Origin of the sequence: Microbacterium oxydans, assembly GCF_000956405.1 — a bacterium.
Taxonomy (GTDB): Bacteria; Actinomycetota; Actinomycetes; order Actinomycetales; family Microbacteriaceae; genus Microbacterium; species Microbacterium oxydans_C.
The window spans coordinates 33,680-54,227 of the sequence record NZ_JYIV01000029.1 but is presented as its reverse complement, the minus strand read 5'-3'; the positions used below and the strand labels follow the sequence as shown (position 1 = coordinate 54,227).

General features: G+C 68.1%; 16 protein-coding genes. 6 read left to right on the top strand and 10 right to left on the bottom strand.

Annotation, left to right across the window (positions count from 1 at the left end; all coding sequences use genetic code 11):
- The first annotated feature begins 50 nt into the window (after positions 1–50).
- Positions 51–2,888 carry an aconitate hydratase gene (locus RN51_RS14700; RefSeq protein WP_045264795.1) on the top strand — a complete coding sequence of 946 codons (2,838 nt, stop codon included), beginning with the start codon at positions 51–53 and terminating at the stop codon, positions 2,886–2,888.
- 173 nt (positions 2,889–3,061) lie between these two features.
- Positions 3,062–5,002: a 1-deoxy-D-xylulose-5-phosphate synthase gene (gene dxs, locus RN51_RS14695; protein ID WP_045264794.1), complete on the top strand. Its 1,941-nt coding sequence runs from the start codon at positions 3,062–3,064 to the stop codon at positions 5,000–5,002.
- Between the two features lie 43 nt (positions 5,003–5,045).
- Here dxs and RN51_RS14690 read toward each other — a convergent pair whose 3' ends face one another.
- The 3 genes from RN51_RS14690 to RN51_RS14680 form a co-directional block, all read right to left on the bottom strand.
- Positions 5,046–5,741, bottom strand: coding sequence for an SPFH domain-containing protein (locus RN51_RS14690; protein WP_045264793.1), 696 nt, complete (start codon positions 5,739–5,741; stop codon positions 5,046–5,048).
- 197 nt (positions 5,742–5,938) lie between these two features.
- Positions 5,939–7,390 carry a glycerol-3-phosphate dehydrogenase/oxidase gene (locus tag RN51_RS14685; RefSeq protein WP_045264792.1) on the bottom strand — a complete coding sequence of 484 codons (1,452 nt, stop codon included), beginning with the start codon at positions 7,388–7,390 and terminating at the stop codon, positions 5,939–5,941.
- On the bottom strand, positions 7,387–7,965 hold the full coding sequence (locus tag RN51_RS14680) for a TetR/AcrR family transcriptional regulator (protein ID WP_052674743.1): 579 nt from the start codon (positions 7,963–7,965) through the stop codon (positions 7,387–7,389). The genes RN51_RS14685 and RN51_RS14680 overlap by 4 nt, the downstream gene beginning before the upstream one ends.
- A 20-nt stretch (positions 7,966–7,985) precedes the next feature.
- On the opposite strand from RN51_RS14680, the gene RN51_RS14675 reads away from it, so the two are divergent.
- The 3 genes from RN51_RS14675 to RN51_RS14665 are packed head-to-tail and all read left to right on the top strand — an operon-like array spanning position 7,986 to position 12,152.
- Positions 7,986–9,608, top strand: coding sequence for an FAD-binding oxidoreductase (locus tag RN51_RS14675; protein WP_231579314.1), 1,623 nt, complete (start codon positions 7,986–7,988; stop codon positions 9,606–9,608).
- A gap of 1 nt (position 9,609) precedes the next feature.
- Complete coding sequence (locus RN51_RS14670; RefSeq protein WP_045264789.1) at positions 9,610–10,521, top strand: YegS/Rv2252/BmrU family lipid kinase; 912 nt, start codon at positions 9,610–9,612, stop codon at positions 10,519–10,521.
- Positions 10,521–12,152, top strand: a complete 1,632-nt coding sequence (locus RN51_RS14665) for an FAD-dependent oxidoreductase (protein ID WP_045264788.1) — start codon at positions 10,521–10,523, stop codon at positions 12,150–12,152. The genes RN51_RS14670 and RN51_RS14665 overlap by 1 nt, the downstream gene beginning before the upstream one ends.
- Here the strand turns inward: RN51_RS14665 and RN51_RS14660 are convergent.
- From RN51_RS14660 to RN51_RS14640, 5 genes are all read right to left on the bottom strand, one after another.
- A complete protein-coding gene (locus tag RN51_RS14660; RefSeq protein ID WP_045264787.1) occupies positions 12,137–12,688 on the bottom strand; it encodes a hypothetical protein in 552 nt (183 codons plus the stop codon). The genes RN51_RS14665 and RN51_RS14660 overlap by 16 nt on opposite strands.
- Before the next feature lie 97 nt (positions 12,689–12,785).
- On the bottom strand, positions 12,786–14,930 hold the full coding sequence (locus RN51_RS14655; protein WP_045264922.1) for a 3-hydroxyacyl-CoA dehydrogenase NAD-binding domain-containing protein: 2,145 nt from the start codon (positions 14,928–14,930) through the stop codon (positions 12,786–12,788).
- A gap of 8 nt (positions 14,931–14,938) precedes the next feature.
- Positions 14,939–16,144 (bottom strand): thiolase family protein, encoded by a 1,206-nt coding sequence (locus RN51_RS14650; protein WP_045264786.1) that lies wholly within the window; start codon positions 16,142–16,144, stop codon positions 14,939–14,941.
- A gap of 72 nt (positions 16,145–16,216) precedes the next feature.
- A complete protein-coding gene (locus RN51_RS14645) occupies positions 16,217–17,410 on the bottom strand; it encodes a ribonuclease D (protein WP_045264785.1) in 1,194 nt (397 codons plus the stop codon).
- On the bottom strand, positions 17,403–17,984 hold the full coding sequence (locus RN51_RS14640) for a DUF3000 domain-containing protein (RefSeq protein ID WP_045264784.1): 582 nt from the start codon (positions 17,982–17,984) through the stop codon (positions 17,403–17,405). The genes RN51_RS14645 and RN51_RS14640 overlap by 8 nt, the downstream gene beginning before the upstream one ends.
- Positions 17,985–18,009: 25 nt before the next feature.
- Between RN51_RS14640 and RN51_RS14635 the strand changes: the two genes are divergently transcribed.
- Positions 18,010–19,164, top strand: coding sequence for an alpha/beta hydrolase family protein (locus RN51_RS14635; RefSeq protein WP_045264783.1), 1,155 nt, complete (start codon positions 18,010–18,012; stop codon positions 19,162–19,164).
- Here RN51_RS14635 and RN51_RS14630 read toward each other — a convergent pair.
- Together RN51_RS14630 and RN51_RS14625 are read right to left on the bottom strand one after the other, a co-directional pair.
- Entirely contained in the window at positions 19,148–19,579 is a 432-nt protein-coding gene (locus RN51_RS14630; protein WP_045264782.1) for a SufE family protein, read from the bottom strand. The two genes, RN51_RS14635 and RN51_RS14630, sit on opposite strands and share 17 nt — an antisense overlap.
- 19 nt (positions 19,580–19,598) lie before the next feature.
- The gene (locus RN51_RS14625) at positions 19,599–20,492 is read right to left on the bottom strand and encodes a sulfurtransferase (RefSeq protein WP_045264781.1); all 894 of its coding nucleotides are present in this window, start codon (positions 20,490–20,492) and stop codon (positions 19,599–19,601) included.
- Between the last annotated feature and the right edge of the window lie 56 nt (positions 20,493–20,548).

Below are 20,548 nucleotides of genomic sequence, written 5' to 3'. Positions count from 1 at the left end.
GCAAGATGGAGGCGCCTGTCGCTCCCATCCGAATAGAAGGAGACGGATTCGTGTCCACGGTGAACAGCTTCGGTGCCAAGAGCACCCTGACAGTCGGCAGCACCGACTATGAGATCTTCCGCATCGACACGGTGCCCGGTTTCGAGAAGCTCCCCTTCAGTCTCAAGGTCCTCCTGGAGAACCTGCTCCGCACCGAGGACGGCGCGAATGTGACGAAGGCGCAGATCGAGGCGCTGGGGTCCTGGGATGCCGCGGCAGAACCCAACACCGAGATCCAGTTCACGCCGGCGCGCGTGGTCATGCAGGACTTCACCGGTGTCCCGTGCATCGTCGACCTCGCCACCATGCGCGAGGCCGTGACGGCCCTGGGCGGCGACGCCAACAAGATCAACCCGCTCTCGCCCGCCGAGATGGTCATCGACCACTCGGTCATCGCCGACCTGTTCGGCTCCGAGAACGCACTCGAGCGCAACGTCGAGATCGAGTACGAGCGCAACGGCGAGCGCTACCAGTTCCTGCGCTGGGGACAGACCGCCTTCAGCGACTTCAAGGTCGTCCCGCCCGGGACCGGCATCGTCCACCAGGTGAACATCGAGCACCTCGCCAAGGTCATCTACGACCGCGACGTCGACGGCGTGCTCCGCGCCTACCCCGACACCTGCGTCGGCACCGACTCGCACACCACGATGGTCAACGGCCTCGGCGTGCTCGGCTGGGGCGTCGGCGGCATCGAGGCCGAGGCGGCCATGCTCGGCCAGCCCGTGTCGATGCTCATCCCTCGCGTGGTCGGCTTCAAGCTCTCCGGTGAGATCCCCGCCGGTGTCACGGCGACCGACGTCGTGCTCACCATCACCGACCTGCTGCGTAAGCACGGCGTCGTCGGCAAGTTCGTCGAGTTCTACGGCGAGGGCGTGGCCTCCGTGCCGCTGGCCAACCGCGCCACGATCGGCAACATGTCGCCGGAGTTCGGTTCCACGGCGGCGATCTTCCCGATCGACGACGTCACGCTCGACTACCTGCGCCTCACGGGTCGCAGCGAAGAGGCCGTCGCACTGGTCGAGGCCTACGCCAAGGAGCAGAAGCTCTGGCACGACGCGTCCCACGAGCCCACGTTCAGCGAGTACCTCGAGCTCGACCTCGGCACCGTCGTGCCGTCGATCGCCGGCCCGAAGCGCCCGCAGGACCGCATTCTCCTCTCCGAGGCGAAGTCGCAGTTCGAGCAGGACATCCTGGCGTACGCGACCGCGTCGACCTCGGACTCGGTCGTCGACCTCGAGTCGAAGCACTCCTTCCCGGCGTCCGACCCCGGTTCGGTTCCCGGCGAGGAGGAGCCGACGACCACCCGTCCGGTGCACATCAACAGCGGTGCTCCGGCGAACGCGTCCAAGCCGGTCCCGGTGACCACGCCCGACGGGGAGAAGTACATCCTCGACAACGGCGCCGTCACCCTGGCTGCCATCACCTCGTGCACCAACACGTCGAACCCGTCGGTCATGATCGCCGCCGGTCTCGTCGCACGCAAGGCGCTCGAGAAGGGGCTCAAGCAGAAGCCGTGGGTCAAGACCACTCTCGGACCCGGCTCCAAGGTCGTCACCGACTACTACGAGAAGTCCGGTCTGGACAAGGACCTCGAGGGTCTCGGCTTCTACACGGTCGGCTACGGCTGCACCATCTGCATCGGAAACTCCGGACCGCTGATCGAAGAGGTCTCCGAGGCCATCAACTCGCACGACCTCGCCGTCACGGCCGTCCTCTCGGGCAACCGCAACTTCGAGGGCCGCATCAGCCCCGACGTGAAGATGAACTACCTCGCCAGCCCTCCGCTGGTCATCGCCTACGCGCTGGCAGGGTCGATGCACTTCGACTTCGACAACGACGCGCTCGGCAAGGGCAGCGATGGCGAGGACGTCTTCCTGAAGGACATCTGGCCGACGCCCGACGAGGTGCAGGAGATCGTCGACTCGTCGATCTCGCGCGACCAGTTCATCAAGCAGTACGCCACGGTCTTCGACGGTGACGAGCGCTGGCGCAACCTGCCGACGCCCGACGACGACACGTTCCAGTGGGACGAGAACTCCACCTACGTCCGCAAGGCACCGTACTTCGACGGCATGACGATGGAGCTCACCCCGGTGAAGGACATCGAGGGTGCTCGTGTCATGGCGACGCTCGGCGACTCGGTCACCACCGACCACATCTCGCCGGCCGGGAACATCAAGCCGGGAACGCCTGCGGCGCAGTACCTCACCGAGCACGGCGTCGACCGCAAGGACTTCAACTCCTTCGGCTCGCGTCGCGGAAACCACGAGGTGATGATCCGCGGAACCTTCGCCAACATCCGCCTGAAGAACCTGATGGTCTCGGCAGTGAACGACGGCCAGGTCGTCGAGGGCGGGTACACCCGCGACTTCACGCAGCCCGGCGGTCCGCAGTCGTACATCTACGACGCGAGCATGAACTACCAGGCTCAGGGCACGCCGCTCGTGATCTTCGGTGGCAAGGAGTACGGTTCCGGTTCGTCGCGTGACTGGGCGGCAAAGGGCACGAGCCTGCTCGGCGTCAAGGCCGTCATCACGGAGAGCTTCGAGCGCATCCACCGGTCGAACCTGATCGGCATGGGAGTCGTGCCGCTGCAGTTCCCGGCCGGCGAGAGCTGGGAGTCGCTGGGGCTCGACGGCACCGAGATCGTGTCGATCTCCGGCCTGGAGGAGCTCAACAACGGCGTCACGCCGAAGACGGTCAAGGTCACGGCCACCCCGAGCGAGCACTCGCCCGAGGGCAAGCAGCCGGTCGAGTTCGACGCGGTCGTGCGCATCGACACCCCCGGTGAGGCGGACTACTACCGCAACGGCGGCATCCTGCAGTACGTGCTGCGTTCGCTGGTCTGATCGCACGCTGGTCTGATCGCACAACGGAGGGGCCCGTGTCTTCGGACACGGGCCCCTCCGTCGTGTCAAGGGGGGACTCCATCCTCGGAGCTTTCCCTGCCCGGGGCGGTAGTATCAGGACGACGCCCGCACCCGTGTCGGGCGTCTCTGACGAAGCCTGTGAGGAGGCGCAGATGCCCATTCTTCCGAGCATCTCTGGACCCCGCGATCTGGATGCCCTCTCGACCGAGCAGCTGGCGGAACTCGCCGCGGAGATCCGCGAGTTCCTGGTCGAGAACGTGTCCCGTACCGGTGGCCATCTGGGCCCCAACCTCGGCGTCGTCGAGCTGACGATCGCCTTGCATCGCGTGTTCTCGTCTCCGGACGACCCCTTCATCTTCGACACCGGGCATCAGTCCTACGTGCACAAGCTGCTCACGGGCCGCCAGGACTTCTCCGGCCTGCGCGTGCGCGGCGGACTCGCGGGTTACCCGCAGCGCGGGGAGAGCGCCCATGACGTGGTGGAGTCCTCGCATGCGTCGAGCTCGCTCAGCTGGGCGGACGGCATCTCGCGGGCGCTGACGGCCACGGGGCGCGCAGACCGGCACGTGGTCGCTGTGGTCGGCGACGGCGCATTGACCGGCGGCATGACCTGGGAGGCGTTGAACAACATCTCCGATGACAACGACCGCAACCTGGTCATCGTCGTCAACGACAACGGGCGCTCCTACGCTCCGACGATCGGCGGCATGTCGCGCTACCTCAACCGGGTGCGAACGGCAGCGGCATACAAGGACCTGCATCAGCGCTCCGACCGCCTCTTCCGCGCTTTCGGTCCCGTCGGCCGAGCCGTGTTCCGCGGCGTCCGCGGCGGTACCCACGGATTCCTCTCCAGGTTCACGAACAACGAGGCGTTGTACTCGAACCTCGACATCAAGTACCTCGGCCCGGTGGACGGGCACGACCTCCCCGCGCTGCTCGAGACGCTGGAGCTGGCGAAGTCCTACGGCGCCCCCGTGATCGTCCACACGATCACGGAGAAGGGTCGCGGCTACCAGCCTGCCCGCGACGACGAGGCCGATCAGTTCCACGCCGTCGGCAAGATCGATCCGACCACGGGGGAGACGCTGTCCTCGGGCGGTCGGGGGTGGACCGATGTCTTCTCCGACGCCCTGGTCTCCGTGGGCGAACAGCGGGAAGACGTGATCGCGATGACCGCCGCAATGCTCCGGCCGACGGGCCTCGCGCCGTTCGCCGAGCGCTTCCCCGACCGGGTCTACGACGTGGGGATCGCCGAGCAGCATGCCGTGGCCTCTGCCGCGGGACTCGCCTACGGAGGACTGCACCCGGTCGTCGCCCTGTACGCCACGTTCATGGGGCGTGCCTTCGACCAGGTGCTGATGGACGTGGCGCTGCACCGCGCGGGAGTCACCTTCGTCCTCGATCGGGCCGGCGTCACAGGTCCGGACGGCCCCAGCCACCACGGCATGTGGGACCTCGCGATGCTGCAGATCGTCCCGCACATCCGTATCGCCGCTCCCCGTGACGGTGCACGGCTGACCGAAGCTCTGCGTGAGGCGGTCGACGTCGAGGACGCCCCGACGGTGATCCGCTTCCCCAAGGGAGAGGTCGCCGCCGACCTTCCGGCCATCGAACGGTTGAGCGATGGGGTCGACGTGCTCGCGCGCGGCGAGACCGAGGACGTGCTCATCGTCGCCATCGGGCCCTTCGCAGAACTGGCGCTCGATGTCGCCGACCGGCTCCGCGCTCAGGGCATCGGCGCGACGGTCATCGACCCGCGGTGGGCCATCCCGGTGCAGCCGTCGATCGTGGAGCTGTCCGCCCACCATCGCCTGGTGATCACGATCGAGGACGGTATCCGCGTCGGCGGCATCGGCACTCGCGTCCGGCAGGTTCTTCGCGAGGCCGGCATCGACACGGCTGTCGACGAACTGGGTCTCCCGGACGAGTTCATCGATCATGCCTCGCGCGATCAGATCCTCGTCGATGCGGGGCTCACCGCCCCGAAGATCGCGCAGGACATCGTGTCGCAGGTGCTCGGGACCCGCATCCCGAAGGCGCGTCACGCGGGCGAGACCGGAACGATCGACCTTCCGCTGCACGAGCGGCACTGAAACCCGTCCGACGGCGCCCGCTCCAGCGGCGGCGCCGGGGAGATCAGTTCAGCGCGTGCAGCGCGGCGACGGCCTTGGCCTCCCGATCCACCTCTCGGAGGGCGGTCGACAGCAGGTAGCCGTCGGTGAGGGCGTCTCCGGTGACCATCACACGCACCAGCTCGACGCCGCAGGCGCGGCGAACCTCGTCGGCACTGGCCGCGATGACCCGTGTGTTGATCTCGTCGTTGCGTGGCAGCTCGGCTCCCTCGAGTCCGCGGACCACATCCCGCAGGGCTGCACCGACGATGTTCGAGGCGCGTTCCTTCACGTTCACGACGTCGAGTTCGAAGACGCGCAGATCGCGCCCGGTCGGTATGGGGCGCCACTCGAACGAGGCGTGCACGCGATGCTGATGACCGCCGGCACCGCTCAGCTCGCGCGCAGGCAGATCCGTCGCGCGACATCTGACGTCGACGAGTCTGTACCAGTAGAACAGGGGGAACGCCCCGTGCGAGCCCGGATCGAGCACGACGACTTCACCGACCGCGCCGCCACGATGGGACGGACGTCGTTGGGGACGGTTGCGGATGATGGGTTTGCCGTTACGAGTCCGGATCGCCGCCCAGCCTTCATCGACCGTGACGATGAACAGTTTGAGGAGGGCCGGGAGCACCAGGAGAGTGGTGAGGATGGCCGTCCCGGTCTTGAGCAGACCTGACATCCCCTTGCCGCCCAGCATCGTGAAGAGCATGTCCATGTCACCACTGTGCAGGTTCGCCGGGTGCCGACGTGTCGTCGGGTGGCGTGCTCGCGATGATTTCACGCGGTGTTCCCCGCGCGTTCCCTGCCTGGCCGCGCGGTGGATACGAGACGGCTCGGCACATGTCGCGGTCTGGTCACCGCGATCTGGTCCCCGCGATCTGGGCGCCGTGTCCTTGGCCTCGAGTCCTGGGCTCAGAACAGCTCGGAGATCGTCCGAGTCACGACGGCATCCGCCACCGCGAGGCAGCGCGTGCGGTCGGCGTCGACGAGTCCGATGCGCGTCCGCCGGTCGAGGACATCGTCGACCGTCATCGCCCCCTCGACCCGGACGGCGTAGACGACCTCGGCCTCGGTCAGCCCCGTCCGCTCATCCAGCAGCTCGCCCGATGCCGGCACATCGCGCTCCGCGAGCCGCAACGACGCCGTGCGGCTCCGTCGCGACGGCAGGCTCCGGGTCTCTATGGCGAGATCGACGGCATCCTCGGCCATCCGTCGATAGGTCGTCAGCTTTCCGCCAAGCACCGAGACGAATCCTGAGTCCGACGCGGTCACGAGGTGCCGACGGGAGATGTCGGCTGTCGAGTCGCTGCCGCTGTCGACCAGCGGCCGCAGGCCGGCGAAGGCGCCACGGACCTGGTCGCGTCGGACGGGTGTGGCGAGAACGCGATTGAGACTGCTCAGGAGGAACTCGATCTCCGGCTCTGTCGGCTGGGCGACCCGGGGGACGGCGCCGGGTGAGTCTTCGTCGGTGAGTCCGACGATCAGCCGGCCGTAGGCCCGAGGCAGAGCGAAGACATAGCGGCTGATCGACCCCTCGTGGGGGATGGTCAGCGCGGTCGATGGCGTGCCGAGGTCGGCGGCGTCGAGCACGATGTGGGTCCCTCGACTCGGTCGCACCGTGATCGACTGATCGAGTGCTCCCGCCCATACGCCCGTCGCGTTGACGACCGCACGCGCACGGATCTCGAAACGCTCGCCCGTGGTCGTCTCCTCGACCGAGGCGCCGTCCGCACGCAGGGAGAGAGCACGGACCCGGGTGAGGATGCGGGCGCCGAGGGAAGCTGCAGTGCGGGCCACCGTCGTCACGAGGCGCGCGTCGTCGACGAGCTGACCGTCATGGGACAGCACCCCTCCGCGCAGGCCCCTCTGGTCGAGGGCGGGCATCAGACGCAGCGCCGTGCGCGCGGAGACCAGAGCAGGCGCAGGCAGGACACGGCGAGGCGTGTGTGCGCGCATCCGCAGCAGGTCGCCGAGCCCCATGCCCACGGTGCCTGCGGTTCGCTGGCGGAGCGTGACAGCCTGCGAGAACGGCAGGAGCTGCCCGAGGGGGCGGATGAGGTGCGGGGCGATCGTCGTCATGAGCAGGTGGCGTTCGTGCGCACTCTCGCGTGCGGTGGCGATGTCACCTGTGGCGAGGTAGCGCAGCCCGCCGTGCACGAGCTTCGAGCTGAACCGGCTGGTGCCGAACGCGAGGTCCTCTGCGTCGATCAGCGTCACGGTGAGTCCACGGGACACCGCATCGAGCGCGACCCCCACGCCTGTGATGCCGCCGCCGACCACGAGCACATCCACTCGCTCCTCGGCGGCGAGCATGAGCTCCGTCCTCCGTCGCGCGACATTGAGCGCGGATGGCTCCCTGGTCATGGGCGCAGCAGTCCGTCGAGCGCGGCCCGAAGTTCGCGTTCCCATGCGCCCTCCGAGATGAGGTCTGCCACGGTGCCATGGGAGAGCACCGCCGACTGCGCGATGAGCAGCACCATGACGGCGATCTCCTGCGGCGCGCCGTCGCGGACCGATCCGTCGAGCTGTGCGGTTCCGATGGCGTCGGACAGCCACCCGAGGATCATGCGCTGGCTCGACCCCACGCGCTGCAGCGTGTAGCGCGTGAACGCCTCCGGTTCGTCGGCGAGCAGTCGTGCATAGAGGGCGTCACTCCGGAAGAGGCCGATGAAACGCAGCACGTCGTCGACGAGGGCCGACCTGGTGGCCGCACCCGCGGGGAAGGCACTGAGGATGGTGGACACACGACGCAGCAGTGCCGCACGGACCACGTCATCGGCGTCATTCCAGTTGCGGTAGATCGTCGGTCGACTGAGCTCGGCGCGGCGGGCGAGCTCTGCGACGGTGAGCCCGTGCACGCCGCGACGCTCGATCAGTGCATCGGCAGCGTCGAGGATCTTCGTCTGGGTGGCATCCCAGAGAGGTTGACGTTCTTCCATGATGTGTCACACTGTAACGCATGAGCCAAGAGGATGGCAGGGTCGATGCAGACCCGGCGATGAGATGGAACGGCTGGGGCGACCCCGCGAAGGCCAAGGAGCTGCCTCTGCCGGTCCGTGCTCTGCTCCCGATGCTGTTGGGCCGCGTCCGCAAGCCTGCACCGGCCGTGGACCTCGCCGACGTGCAACTGGAGCCTTCGCGGCTGACACCCGAGGACCACGCGGCGTTCGCCGTCGCCGTCGGCCTCGAGAACGTCGACGACACGCCGGAGGCCCGGGTGCGGCACGCGGGTGGGCGGTCCACGCCGGATCTCCTTCGCCGACGCGAGGCACGACAGGACGCTCCGGACGCCGTCGTGCGTCCCGCCGACCACGACGAGGTCCGTGCGTGTCTTGACGTCGCGACAGCACGAGGGATCGCGATCATCCCCTTCGGCGGCGGCACGAGCGTCGTCGGTGCGCTCGATCCGGAGCGGGGCGCGCATCACGCGGTGGTCAGTCTCGATGTGCGGCGACTGAGCGGACTGATCCGGCTCGACGAGACCAGCGGCGAGGCCGTGCTCGCGGCCGGGACAACGGGTCCGGAGGCGGAGGCGCTGCTGTCCGCGCGCGGGTTCGAGCTCGGGCACTTTCCACAGAGCTTCCGCTACGCCACGATCGGTGGATTCGCGGCGGCTCGGTCGTCGGGGCAGAACTCCGCGGGGAACGGGCGCTTCGACACCATGGTGACCGGGATCAGAGTGGCCACACCGACCGGCGACATCGAGCTCGGGCGGTCGCCTGGCTCTGCCGCAGGGCCCGACCTGATCCGAGTGCTCCTCGGGTCAGAGGGGATCTTCGGCGTGATCACCGAGGTGCGGGTGCGTGTGCATCCGATCCCGCGCGCCCGGGTGTTCGAGTCCTGGTCGTTTCGCGACTTCGCCAGCGGAGCGGAGGGACTCCGTCGTGTCGCACAGCTGAGCGGTGGTCCGACTGTCATCCGGTTGTCCGATGAGGCGGAGACAGCGGTGAGCCTCGCCCAGGTCGGGCGGATCGGCAAGGCGCTGGCCAAGGGCGCGAGCGTCATCACGGTGTACGAGGGCGAGGGGATCGCGGAACGACGGGCCCGTGCGAGCGCGCACCTCGCAGCGGCGGGCGGCACCTCCTCCGGGGAAGGCCCTGCAGAGGACTGGCTCAGAACCCGCTTCGACGGGCCGTATCTGCGCGATTCGCTGCTCGACGCCGGGGTCTTCTGCGAGACTCTGGAGACCGCGACCACATGGTCGAACCTGCAGACGCTGCGCTCGGCGGTCGAGGTGGCACTCAAGGAGGGGTTCGCGGACATGGGCGCCAAGTGCTACGTCATGTGCCACGTCTCCCATATCTATCCGACCGGGGCTTCTCTGTACTTCACCGTGCTCGCCGGGATCCGTACCGACCCGCTCGCGTCCTGGGAGGCGGTGAAGATGGGTGTGAACGATGCCATCATCGCGTCCGGCGGAACCATCAGCCACCACCACGCGGTCGGACGCGACCATGCGCCCTGGCTCGGTCAGGAGATCGGCGAGACCGGGGTCCGCATCCTCGCAGCGATCAAACGAGAGCTCGATCCGTCCGGCATTCTCAACCCCGGCGCCGTGATCCCTCTCGAACGGACGCACTGACATGGCCGAGCACATCGCGGTGCTCTCGAATCCGTTCTCCGGCAAGGGCCGGGGTGCGAGAGCCGCCGACGTGGCCGTCCGCCATCTCCGGGAGCGAGGCGCCGACGTGCGCACCTACGCAGGTGGCTCCGCGATCGATACCGCGCAGCTGGCGGTCAGAGCATTGGCGGAAGCTCCTCGGGCGCTGGTGGTGGTCGGGGGTGACGGTACGCTCGCGGGCGTTCTCGACACGGTGTGCGCGGCGGCGGTGCCGGTCGTGCTGGTACCGGCAGGCACTGGAAACGACCTCGCGCGCGCGCTCGAGCTGCCGCGCGGTGACGCCGCGGACGCCGCGGCTCTCGCGCTCACCGGAGTGCCGCGGTCCATAGACGTCGGTGAGATCACGTCGGCGGGGGAGAAGCGGATGTTCCTCACCATCGCGGCCCTCGGCTTCGACGCGAAGGTCAGTGATCGCACGAACCGACTCCGCTGGCCTCACGGTGCGCTGCGCTACTACCTCGCATTGCTGATCGAACTCGTGCGGCTGCGGGCCATGGACTTCACGCTCGTCGTCGACGGAGAAGCGCCACAGCGAGCTCCTGGCACGCTGATCGCGGTCGGGAGCACCTCGAGCTATGGCGGAGGCATGCCCATCTGCGCCGGAGCCGTTCCGGACGACGGACTGCTCGACATCGTGCACGTGGCGCCGCTCGGCAGACGGCGGCTGCTGCGTCTGTTCCCGCTGCTGCTCCGAGGTACGCACTTGGACCGACCGGAGGTGGTGCATCGTCGAGCGCGGACCGTGACGGTGTCGGCTCCCGGCCTCGTGGTGTACGCCGACGGCGAGCGGGTCGGCGAGGACGAATGCACGATCGCCGTGCTGCCGGCTGCGCTCACCATGCTGGTGCCGGCCTCGACCACGGGAGGTGAGTGATGACCGGTTTCGATGAGGACGTCGTGATCGTCGGATCGGGGTTCGGCGGGTCGGTTGCCGCGTTGCGCCTGGCCGAGAAGGGCTATCGGGTCCGTGTCTACGAAGCCGGTCGTCGGTTCGAGGACGAGGACTTCGCGAAGACGAACTGGAATCTCCGTCGCTACCTGTGGGCGCCGATGCTCGGATGCCACGGTGTGCAGCGCATCCACCGACTGCCGCACGTGATGATCCTCGCCGGCGCCGGGGTCGGAGGCGGATCGCTCAACTATGCGAACACGCTGTACCAGCCGGGGGAGGCATTCTTCGAAGACGCGCAGTGGCGGGACATCGCCGGCTGGGAGTCGGAGCTGGCGCCGCACTATGCCACCGCGAAGCGGATGCTCGGCGTGGTGGCGCACTATCCCCATACCGGACCCGTGGAACGGATCATGGCTGGAGCGGCGGAGGATCTCGGTGTCGGCGCCAGCTTCCGTCACGCGCCGGTCGGGGTCTGGTTCGGGAAGCCGGGGGAACGTACGCCGGACCCGTTCTTCGGTGGTGAGGGGCCCGATCGCACCGGGTGCACCCTGTGCGGCAACTGCATGGTCGGCTGCCGCGTCGGCGCGAAGAACACCCTCATGAAGAACTACCTGGCTCTCGCGGAGCGCCGAGGAGTCGCGATCGAAGCGCTCCGCACGGTGAGCGAGGTCCGTGAGCTGCCCGGAGGCGGATTCGCGGTGACGACTCAGCGCAGCGGGGCTTGGTTCCGGCATGCGCGCAAGACCGTGACCGCCCGGCAGGTCGTGCTCGCCGCCGGCACCTGGGGCACGCAGCAGTTGCTGCACCGTATGAAGGCGTCCGGCGCGCTGCCGTGCGTCTCGGACGCTGTCGGCCGTCTCACCCGCACCAACTCGGAGGCCCTTGATGGCGCAGTCGCCGTGAGGGTCCCGGACTCGCTCCAGCTCGCCCGGGGCGTCGCGATCACGACCTCGTTCCACGTCGACGACCGCACGCACGTCGAGAACGTGCGCTACGGGCCCGGATCGAACCTGATGGGTGCGCTCGCGACCGTTCTCGTCCCCGGCGATCGTCCGCTCGGTGCGCGAATCCGCAGCCTCGTGACCCAGATCCTTCGCGCTCCGGCGCGGCAGTTCCGTCTCGGGAGTCTGCGCCGCTGGAGCGAACGAGGAATCATCGCGTTGGTCATGCAGACGGCAGACAACTCGCTCACGCTCTCGTTGCGCCGTCGTTTCGGTCGCCTCGTCATGACGAGCGCGCAGGGTCACGGGGAGCCGAATCCGAGCTACCTGCCTCAGGCTCACACGGCCGCTGCGGCGATCGCGGCGCGGGTCGAGGCGGACGGCGGTGTGCCCGCCGCTGCTCGCGGATCCTGGCCGGAGGTGTTCGGCATCCCCCTGACCGCGCACTTCCTCGGCGGCGCTGTGATCTCGGCTTCGCCCGCGGACGGCGTCGTCGATGCGTATCACCGAGTCTGGGGGCACCCTGGCCTGCACGTCGTCGACGGCGCGGCCGTTCCCGCGAACCCCGGCGTGAATCCGTCTCTCACGATCACCGCGCTCGCGGAGCGGGCCCTGTCATACTGGCCTCATCGCGGCGAAGACGACGCGCGACCCGATCAGCCGGCTGGCTGAGCCTCGGCGACCGGACTCTGCCGCGCGGGGTCTGCGCACAGCGCCCGCGACGCCGACCAGTACCAGCCGTATGCGACGCTGACGGCGCTCATCCCCAGCAGGGGAAGTGCGATGTACGGTTCGCTGATGTCCGTCAACACGAACCCGAATTCTCCGGTCAGGTTCGCGGGCACGACGCCGACGACGGCGATGACGACACCTCCGACCACGAGACCGAGTCCTGCGAAGGCCATGAGGTGTCGGCGAGTGCCCGTCGTGGTCCGCAGAAGCCTGCCCAGGCCGAAGGCAGCCCCGCTGCCGATGATGGTCGCCAGAGCGGAGGCGGCCACGACGAAGAGCAGCTGGAACCACGCCACCATGATCAGGATCGAGAAGAGGGTCTGCAACGAGCGCGACATGATCGTGAGAACGACAGTCGTCACCATCAGGAACAGCGCGTTGAAGGTGACCCAGGCAGCGATGGCACCGCGCCAGAACTCGCGCCGGCTGAAGGCCATCGGCTGTTCGGCCGTGCGCGGAGACGGGCGAGAGATCATCGATCCAGGCTAGGGCTTGCGGGGCGCCGGACGGCGAAGCGCCCCACCGGATTCGCTGGGAATCAGCTGGGGCGCTTCGCCTGATGCTGTCCGACGATCAGCGGCTCTCGACGCCGCGGATCTGCGGGGTGTGGAAGGAGCCACCGAATGCCCGCTCCGATGCGCCCTCACGGTCGAGGTACGGCGAGGCACCGCCGTCGATGAAAGGCCATCCGGCACCGAGGATCAGGCACAGATCGATGTCCTCGACCTCGGGGACGACGCCCTCGTCGAGCATGAGCTTGATCTCCTGCGCCAGACCGTCCTGCACACGCTGGAGGATCGTCGCGGCCGTGGTCGGAGTCTTGCCCACCGCCGGCTTCAGGACCTTCTCGGCCTGCTTGCTCCACCCGACGACGCGTCCGCCCTTGTCCTTCTCCACGACCGTGTCGAGCTCGGCGAGCGCGTGGAAGTTCTCGTTGGCGTAGAACCGCTCGGGGAAGGCATGCACCATCGTGTCCTGCACGTGGGCGGCGACCTTCCAGCCGACCAGGTCGATCAGCTGGAACGGACCCATCGGGAGGCCGAGCGGGCCGAAGGCCTTCTCGACGTCGGCGATCGGGGTGCCCTCGTAGACGGCGCGTGCGGCTTCACCCATGACCTTCGCGAGCAGACGGTTCACGACGAAGCCGGGGGCGTCGGCGGTGAGCACCGCGTTCTTCCCCAGATTCTTCGCGACCACGAAGGCCGTCGCCAATGCGGCGTCGGCGGTCACCGGGGTCTTCACGATCTCGATCAGCGGCATGACCGCGACCGGGTTGAAGAAGTGGAAGCCGACCAGACGCTCCGGGTGGGCGAGCTTCGCTCCGATCTCCTCGACCGAGAGCGACGACGTGTTGGTGGCGAGGATCGCATCCTCGGCGATGATCTTCTCGATCTCGCCGAACACCTGCTGCTTGACGCCGACCTCTTCGAACACGGCCTCGATCACGAAGTCGCAGTCCGCGTAGAGACTCTTGTCGGTGGTCCCCTTCACGAGTGCACGCAGCTTGTTCGCGGTGTCCGCATCGAGCCTGCCCTTGGCCTCAAGCTTGCCGATCTCCTCGTGGATGTAGGCCACACCCTTGTCGACGCGAGCCTGGTTGAGGTCGGTGATGAGCACCGGCACCTGGAGCTTGCGCACGAACAGCAGTGCGAACTGGCTGGCCATGAGCCCGGCGCCGATGATGCCGACCTTGGTGACCTTCTTCGCGAGCTGCTTATCGGGCGCGCCGACCGGGCGCTTCGCGCGCTTCTGCACGAGGTCGAACGCGTACATCGACGCGGCGAACTGATCGCCCGTCACGAGTTCCGCCAGGGCCTCGTCCTCGCGGGCGAAGCCCTCCGCCTTGGTCCCGCTCTTCGCCTTGTCGAGCAGGTCGAGCGCGGCGTACGGCGACTTGGGCACCGTGCCGATCTTGGACTCCAGCATGCCGCGCGCCATCTTGATGGCGATCGGCCACTTGGTGAGGCGCTCGATCTTGCCCGGCTCGTTCTTGCGCTCGACCTTCTTGCCGCCGAGGACGGCATCCGCCCAGGTGAGCGAGTTCTCGAGGTAGTTCGCCGCCGGGAAGATGGCGTCGAAGATGCCGAGGTCGAACGCCTGCTGCGGCTTCAGCATCCGGTTCTGCTTGAGCGGGTTCGAGATGACGACCTCGAGCGCGTTCTCGATGCCGATGAGGTTCGGCAGCAGGTAGGCGCCACCCCAGCCGGGGATGATGCCGAGGAAGACCTCGGGGAGCGCGACCGCCGCCGCGGACGCGTCGACCGTCCGGTAGCTGGAGTTCAGGGCGATCTCCAGCCCGCCGCCGAGTGCGAGTCCGTTCACGAAGGCGAAGGACGGAACGCCGAGGTCACCGAGCTTGCCGAGAACCTTGTGGCCGAGCTGGGCGATGAGGCGCGCGTTGTCTCGGGACCCGACCTTGCTGATGTCGGAGAGATCTGCGCCGGCCGCCATGATGTACTGCTTGCCGGTGATGCCGACCGCCTGGATCTCACCGGCCGCTGCGCGTGCCTTGAGGCCGTCGAGGGTCTCGCCCAGCTGGGTGAGCGTCGCGGGTCCCAGCGTGTTCGGCCGGGTGTGATCGCGACCGTTGTCGAGCGTGATCAGGGCCAGCACCTTGCCGGAGGCGAGACGGATGTCGCGCACCGGCGACTGCGTGATGACCTCGCCCTCGGTGAGGGCCTGGATGGGGGAGAAGTCGATGTCGTCGTAGTCAGTCACGTGCTCACTCACTTCTTCTTCTTGCCGTCGTAGTGCGGGTTCTCCCAGATGACCGAACCGCCCTGGCCCAGACCCACGCACATGGCGGTGAGGCCGTAGCGGACATCGGGGCGCTCGGCGAACTGTGCCGCGAGCTGGATCATGAGACGCACACCGGACGCGGCAAGGGGGTGCCCGAGGGCGATCGCGCCACCCCACTGGTTGACGCGGGGATCCTCGTCGGCGATGCCGAAGTGGTCGAGCAGCGAGATCACCTGGATCGCGAAGGCCTCGTTGAGCTCGAACAGACCGATGTCGTCGATCGTGAGACCGGCCTTCTGGAGCGCCTTCTCGGTCGAGGGGATCGGTCCGATGCCCATGATCTCCGGCTGTACGCCTGCGAAGGCGAACGAAACCATCCGCATCTTCGGTGCGAGTCCGAACTCCTTGACCGCGCCGCCACCGGCGAGCAGCGACATCGTCGCGCCGTCGGTGAGGGGAGACGAGGTGCCTGCGGTGACGCGCCCGTGCGGGCGGAACGGCGTCTTGAGCGCGGCGAGGTCTTCCATCGTGGTCTGCGGGCGGCGACCTTCGTCCTCGGTGGCGAGGCCCCAGGCGCCGTCGGCACCCTTGATCGCCACGGACACGAGGTCGGGCTGGATCTTCCCTGCGTCGTATGCCGCCTGCACCTTGTGCTGGCTCAGCATGCCGAAGCGGTCGGAGCGCTCCTTGGTGAGGTGCGGGAAGCGGTCGAAGATGCGCTCAGCGGTGACGCCCATGTTGAGGGCGCCGGGATCGACCATCTTCTCCGCCACGAAGCGCGGGTTCGGGTCGGCGTTGGCACCGATCGGGTGGTGACCCATGTGCTCGACGCCGCCGGCGAGGGCGAAGTCGTACATACCGACGCCGATGGACGCGCCCATCGTGGTGACGCTCGTCATCGCGCCGGCGCACATGCGCTCGACGGCGAGACCGGGCACCGTCTGCGGAAGCCCGGCGAGGATCGCCACCGAGCGTCCGAGGGTCAGCCCCTGGTCGCCGGTCTGGCTCGTCGCAGCGATGGCGACATCATCGATGCGGTCGGCCGGGACGGAGGCGTTGCGCTCCATCAAGCCGATGGTCGCCTTGACGGCGAGGTCATCCGCGCGGGTGTTCCAGTACATGCCCTTTTCGCCGGCGCGCCCGAAAGGGGTGCGTACTCCATCGACGAAGAAGACGTCCGAGATCTCGGCCACTCTGCCTCCAAGTTAGTGCGTGGCCTCAGTCTATGAAGCCCGGGAAACAGGGAGGAATCGGTTGGTTCGAACCTACGAAGCGGGTGCGGAGGTGGTGTCGGGCGTTTGCGCGGCGTCTACAAAGGCGGTCGCGATCTTCTGTGCGGTCTGTTCAATCTGCCAGGGGCGCGCACCGAGTGCCGCCAATGCGTTCCCGATCTCCTCCGCCGTCTCGCCCGGGAGATCCCAGGCCACGCGACGGAGGTACTCCGGGGTGAGGAGGTTCTCGGTCGGCATCCCGAGCTCCTCCGCGACGGCCTCCACGATGGGGCGCGCGGACTTGAGGCGCGCATCCGCTTCGGGATTGCGATCGGCCCACGCGCGCGGGGGAGGGAGGGTATCGCTCGGGACGCGCTCGCGGGGAAGCTCCTCCGATGCGCGACCGTCGACGATCGCCTGCCACCACCTGTCGAGCTGGGAACGGCTTGCGCGACCCTGGAACTCCTTGATGCCGGCGAGGGCCTGCTTCGACGGCGGGTTGGCCATCACTGCGGCGACGAGTGAGCGGTCGGGGACGAGCCGGCCGGGGGAGACGTCCTGATCCTGCGCGTAGGCCTCGCGGGCCTGCCAGAGCGAACGTGCGACTGCGAGGTTACGAGCCCCACGCACCTGGTGCAGGCCACTGAGCCGGCGCCAGGGGTCCTCCCGCGGAGGCTTGGGCGCGCGGGTCAGAGTGGCGGCGAACTCCTGGGCTGCATACTCCGTCTTGTTCTGCTCCTCGAGCTCGAGCACGAGGACGTCGTGGACATCGATCAGGTGCAGCACATCGAGCGCCGCGTACTCGAGCCAGGAGTCGGGAAGTGGACGTGTCGACCAGTCAGCGGCCGAATGCTCCTTCTTGAGCGTGATGCCCAGCGTGTCCTCGACGACCGCACCGAGCCCGACCCGTTCATGTCCGAGCAGACGGGAGGCGAGTTCGGTGTCGAAGATCGCCGGAGGCTCGACATGCAGCTCCCGCAGCGAGGGCAGGTCCTGGCTGGCGGCGTGGAGAACCCATTCCACACCGCCGATCGCCTCCTGGAGAGGGGCGAAGTCGCCGATGGCCGGCGGGTCGAAGAGGAAGACCCCCGCATCGCGGCGGAACACCTGCACCAGATATGCACGCTGCGAGTATCGGAAGCCGGACGCGCGCTCCACGTCGACGGCGACGGGTCCGGTGCCCGCGGCGAGCACGGCGCAGGCTGCGCGGAACTCCTCAGCATCCGAGATCACGGAGTATTCAGTCACGTACAGCCTTTCGCGCGCCGATCACGGCGATGCCCTCGGAGCCGGGCGGAAGTCCCGCCAGCATTCCGACCAGCTCGGCCCATGCTTCGACGTGCGGTCGGAATGGGCCCTCCGGAGTCCAGGACGCTCGCAATTCTATCTGCGCGCCGTCGCCTTCGACGGCGAGACCGCCGAATCCCTTCGACAGCGTCTTCGTCGACGTCCCCGATTCCGAGTGGTAGACCGCATCCCGCGAGTCGAGTGCGTCGACCAGCCATGACCACGTCACGTCGGCGAGCAGCGGGTCGGTGCCGATCTCGGTCTCCAGCGGAGCCTGCGCGAAGATCACGATGCGCCACGAGCCGCCCCACGCTCCCGGCTCGTCCGGATCGTGCAGCAGGACGAAGCGGCCAGTGCCGTACACCGACTCGCCGTCGCTCTCCGGACGCACATCGGCGGCGAGCGCGATGGCGAAGGGCGCGAGACCCTGAGGTGTGGCGATCTCCCGCACCGTGATGTCATCACGGAACTCGGTCTCGCGCAGTTCGGCCACGGCGCTCTCGAAAGGCGTCCCGGCCTCGGGGTGTGCGGTCACGGCAACAGGCTAGAGTCAGGAAGCGATGAAGAGTCTCAGGCACGCCGTTACGCTCCTTGTCCCCGCGCTGTTCGCCTTCGGGGCAGCGTTCGCTCTCGTCGTGTTCGCGGTCGCCCGTCGGGTGGTCACCCCGATGCGTCGACCGACCGATACGCAGATCCTCGCTGTCGACACCGGCGCGCAGACCATCGAACTGCAGCGCACACCCGATACCGAGCTCCCGGGCCGATACGGCCTCTTCACGACAGGGACCTACGGCTACGTCAAGCTCGGCGCGGTGCTCAGTGCAGACGCCACGGCGGTGCGGCGCAAGCTGCTCACCCAGATCGAACCCGGCGCGCGTGTGGACCGTGATGCGGCGTTCAGCGGCTACTACTACTCCACTCCGAGCGAGCTCCACCTGGAGTGGGAGAACCTCCTGATCGGCTCGCCGGCGGGCCCGTGCCCGGCCTGGTACTTCCCGGCATCGTCATCGACCTGGGTGATCCAGGTGCACGGGCGGGGGGCGACGCGCGCGGAGTGCCTGCGTGCCGTGCCGGTGATGCACGCTGCGGGTCTTCCGACGCTGGTGGTCTCTTACCGCAACGACGGCGAGGCTCCCCGCACCAGAGCCGGCGCCTACGCGCTCGGAGCGTCCGAGTGGCGCGACGTGGATGCCGCCATCGCGTATGCACTCCGGCACGGCGCAGAGCAGGTCGTCCTGATGGGCTGGTCGATGGGGGGAGCGGTCTCGCTGCAGGCGGCGGTGAGCTCCGGCCACAGGGACCGCATCGCCGGGATCATCCTCGAATCCCCGGTCGTCGACTGGCGCACAGTGCTTCGGTTCCAGGCGAAGATGGCCGGAGTGCGGGCGCCGTTGCCCGAGCTCGCGATGGGCGCGCTGCAGATGCCGCTCACCGCACGCCTGAGCGGCGCGGATGAGCCGATCCTGTTCGATCGCCTGGACATGGTCGCCCGCGCGGACGAGTTGACCGCGCCGATCCTGATCCTGCACAGCGACGACGACGGCTTCGTGCCGGCGGATTCGTCCCACGCGCTGCGGGAAGCACGCCCGGACCTCGTGACCATGCCGAAGTTCACCGTGGCCCGCCACACGAAGCTGTGGAACTACGATCAGAGCGGATGGACCACGGCGATCACGGACTGGCTCGACGCCCAGGGGTTCAGCGCTTCTGCGTGACCTGGTTCTTCGCCCGCATCAGCATCCCTGTCATGCCTCCGATGCGCAGCGGCGATACCGCTCTGGTGAGCCCGATCGACTGCGGGTAGTCGTTCGGGATGGCGAGCACCTCGTCGGCGGTGAGGCCGGTGAGCCCCTGCACCAGGATGCTGGCGAACCCGCGGGTGGTCGGAGCCTCCGGAGGTGCCGTCGCGTGCATGGTCACGATGTCGTCGTGGACCTCGACGTGGATGTACACGGGGGACTGGCACTCCGCGACCCGCTCGTACATCTCGGGGTGAGCGGCCACCTCTTCGGAGACGTCAGGGAGCTCATCCGAGTACTCGAGCAGCAGCAGGAGCCGATCCGATTCCGGGGTCTCCAGGAACGCGTCGCGGATCTCGGCGAGGGTGTCAGGAACGTGGCTCGTGCTCATCCCTGTCATTGTCACATGCTCAGACGGTGCCCGGCTCTGAACCCGTGACGATCGGCACGCGCACGGCGCTGCCCCACTCGGTCCAGGAGCCGTCGTAGTTGCGGACGTTCTCGAACCCGAGGAGGTGCTTCAGCACGAACCAGGTGTGGCTCGACCGCTCGCCGATGCGGCAGTACGCGACCACATCATCGCCGTCGTTGAGACCGGCGCCGTCGCGGTAGATCGCGTCGAGCTCGGCACGGGTGCGGAATCCGCCGTCGTCCGCGACCGCCTTCGCCCAGGGGACGCTCTGCGCGGTCGGGATGTGGCCCGCTCGCAGCGTGCCCTCCTCGGGGTACGCGGGCGCCGTGGTCCGCTCCCCGGAGTACTCCTCGGGCGAGCGCACATCGATCAGCGGGCTGCCGATGTGCGCCAGGACGTCTTCCTTGTACGCGCGGATCACCGTGTCGTCGCGCTCGACCACGGGGTACTCGGTCGCCGGTCGGGTGGTCGTCTCTCTGGTGAGCTCGCGACCCTCCGCGATCCAGCGGTCGCGTCCGCCGTCGAGCAGGCGCACGTCCTCGTGGCCGAACAGCGAGAACACCCAGAGGGCGTAGGCGGCCCACCAGTTGTTCTTGTCGCCGTAGATCACGACCGTGTCGTCGCGGGCGATGCCTTTGCGGCTGAGCAGCTCGGCGAACCCCTCGCCGTCGACGTAATCGCGCACCACCGGGTCGTTGAGCTCGGTGTGCCAGTCGACCTTCACCGCTCCCGGGATGTGGCCGGTCTCGTAGAGCAGCACGTCCTCATCGGATTCGACGACCACCAGGCCGGGGGTTCCCAGACGTTCCGCGAGCCACTCCGTGGTCACGAGACGGCCCGGTTCGGCGTACTCGGCGAACTTGGGGGAGGAGGAATCGAACTCGATGGCCATGGGGTCTCCGAAGCGTTGAGCGGACGAGGATGCTGCTGCAGACGGCGTAGTGTTGA

Bases quoted from the DNA above. Each gene is read 5' to 3' on its own strand.
- RN51_RS14660 (WP_045264787.1), bottom strand. From the start codon at position 12,688: ATGATCTCTCGCCCGTCTCCGCGCACGGCCGAACAGCCGATGGCCTTC.
- RN51_RS14680 (WP_052674743.1), bottom strand. From the start codon at position 7,965: ATGGAAGAACGTCAACCTCTCTGGGATGCCACCCAGACGAAGATCCTC.
- RN51_RS14665 (WP_045264788.1), top strand. From the start codon at position 10,521: ATGACCGGTTTCGATGAGGACGTCGTGATCGTCGGATCGGGGTTCGGC.
- RN51_RS14690 (WP_045264793.1), bottom strand. From the start codon at position 5,741: ATGGACATGCTCTTCACGATGCTGGGCGGCAAGGGGATGTCAGGTCTG.
- dxs (WP_045264794.1), top strand. From the start codon at position 3,062: ATGCCCATTCTTCCGAGCATCTCTGGACCCCGCGATCTGGATGCCCTC.
- RN51_RS14670 (WP_045264789.1), top strand. From the start codon at position 9,610: ATGGCCGAGCACATCGCGGTGCTCTCGAATCCGTTCTCCGGCAAGGGC.
- RN51_RS14675 (WP_231579314.1), top strand. From the start codon at position 7,986: ATGAGCCAAGAGGATGGCAGGGTCGATGCAGACCCGGCGATGAGATGG.
- RN51_RS14630 (WP_045264782.1), bottom strand. From the start codon at position 19,579: ATGAGCACGAGCCACGTTCCTGACACCCTCGCCGAGATCCGCGACGCG.
- RN51_RS14685 (WP_045264792.1), bottom strand. From the start codon at position 7,390: ATGACCAGGGAGCCATCCGCGCTCAATGTCGCGCGACGGAGGACGGAG.
- RN51_RS14635 (WP_045264783.1), top strand. From the start codon at position 18,010: ATGAAGAGTCTCAGGCACGCCGTTACGCTCCTTGTCCCCGCGCTGTTC.
- RN51_RS14625 (WP_045264781.1), bottom strand. From the start codon at position 20,492: ATGGCCATCGAGTTCGATTCCTCCTCCCCCAAGTTCGCCGAGTACGCC.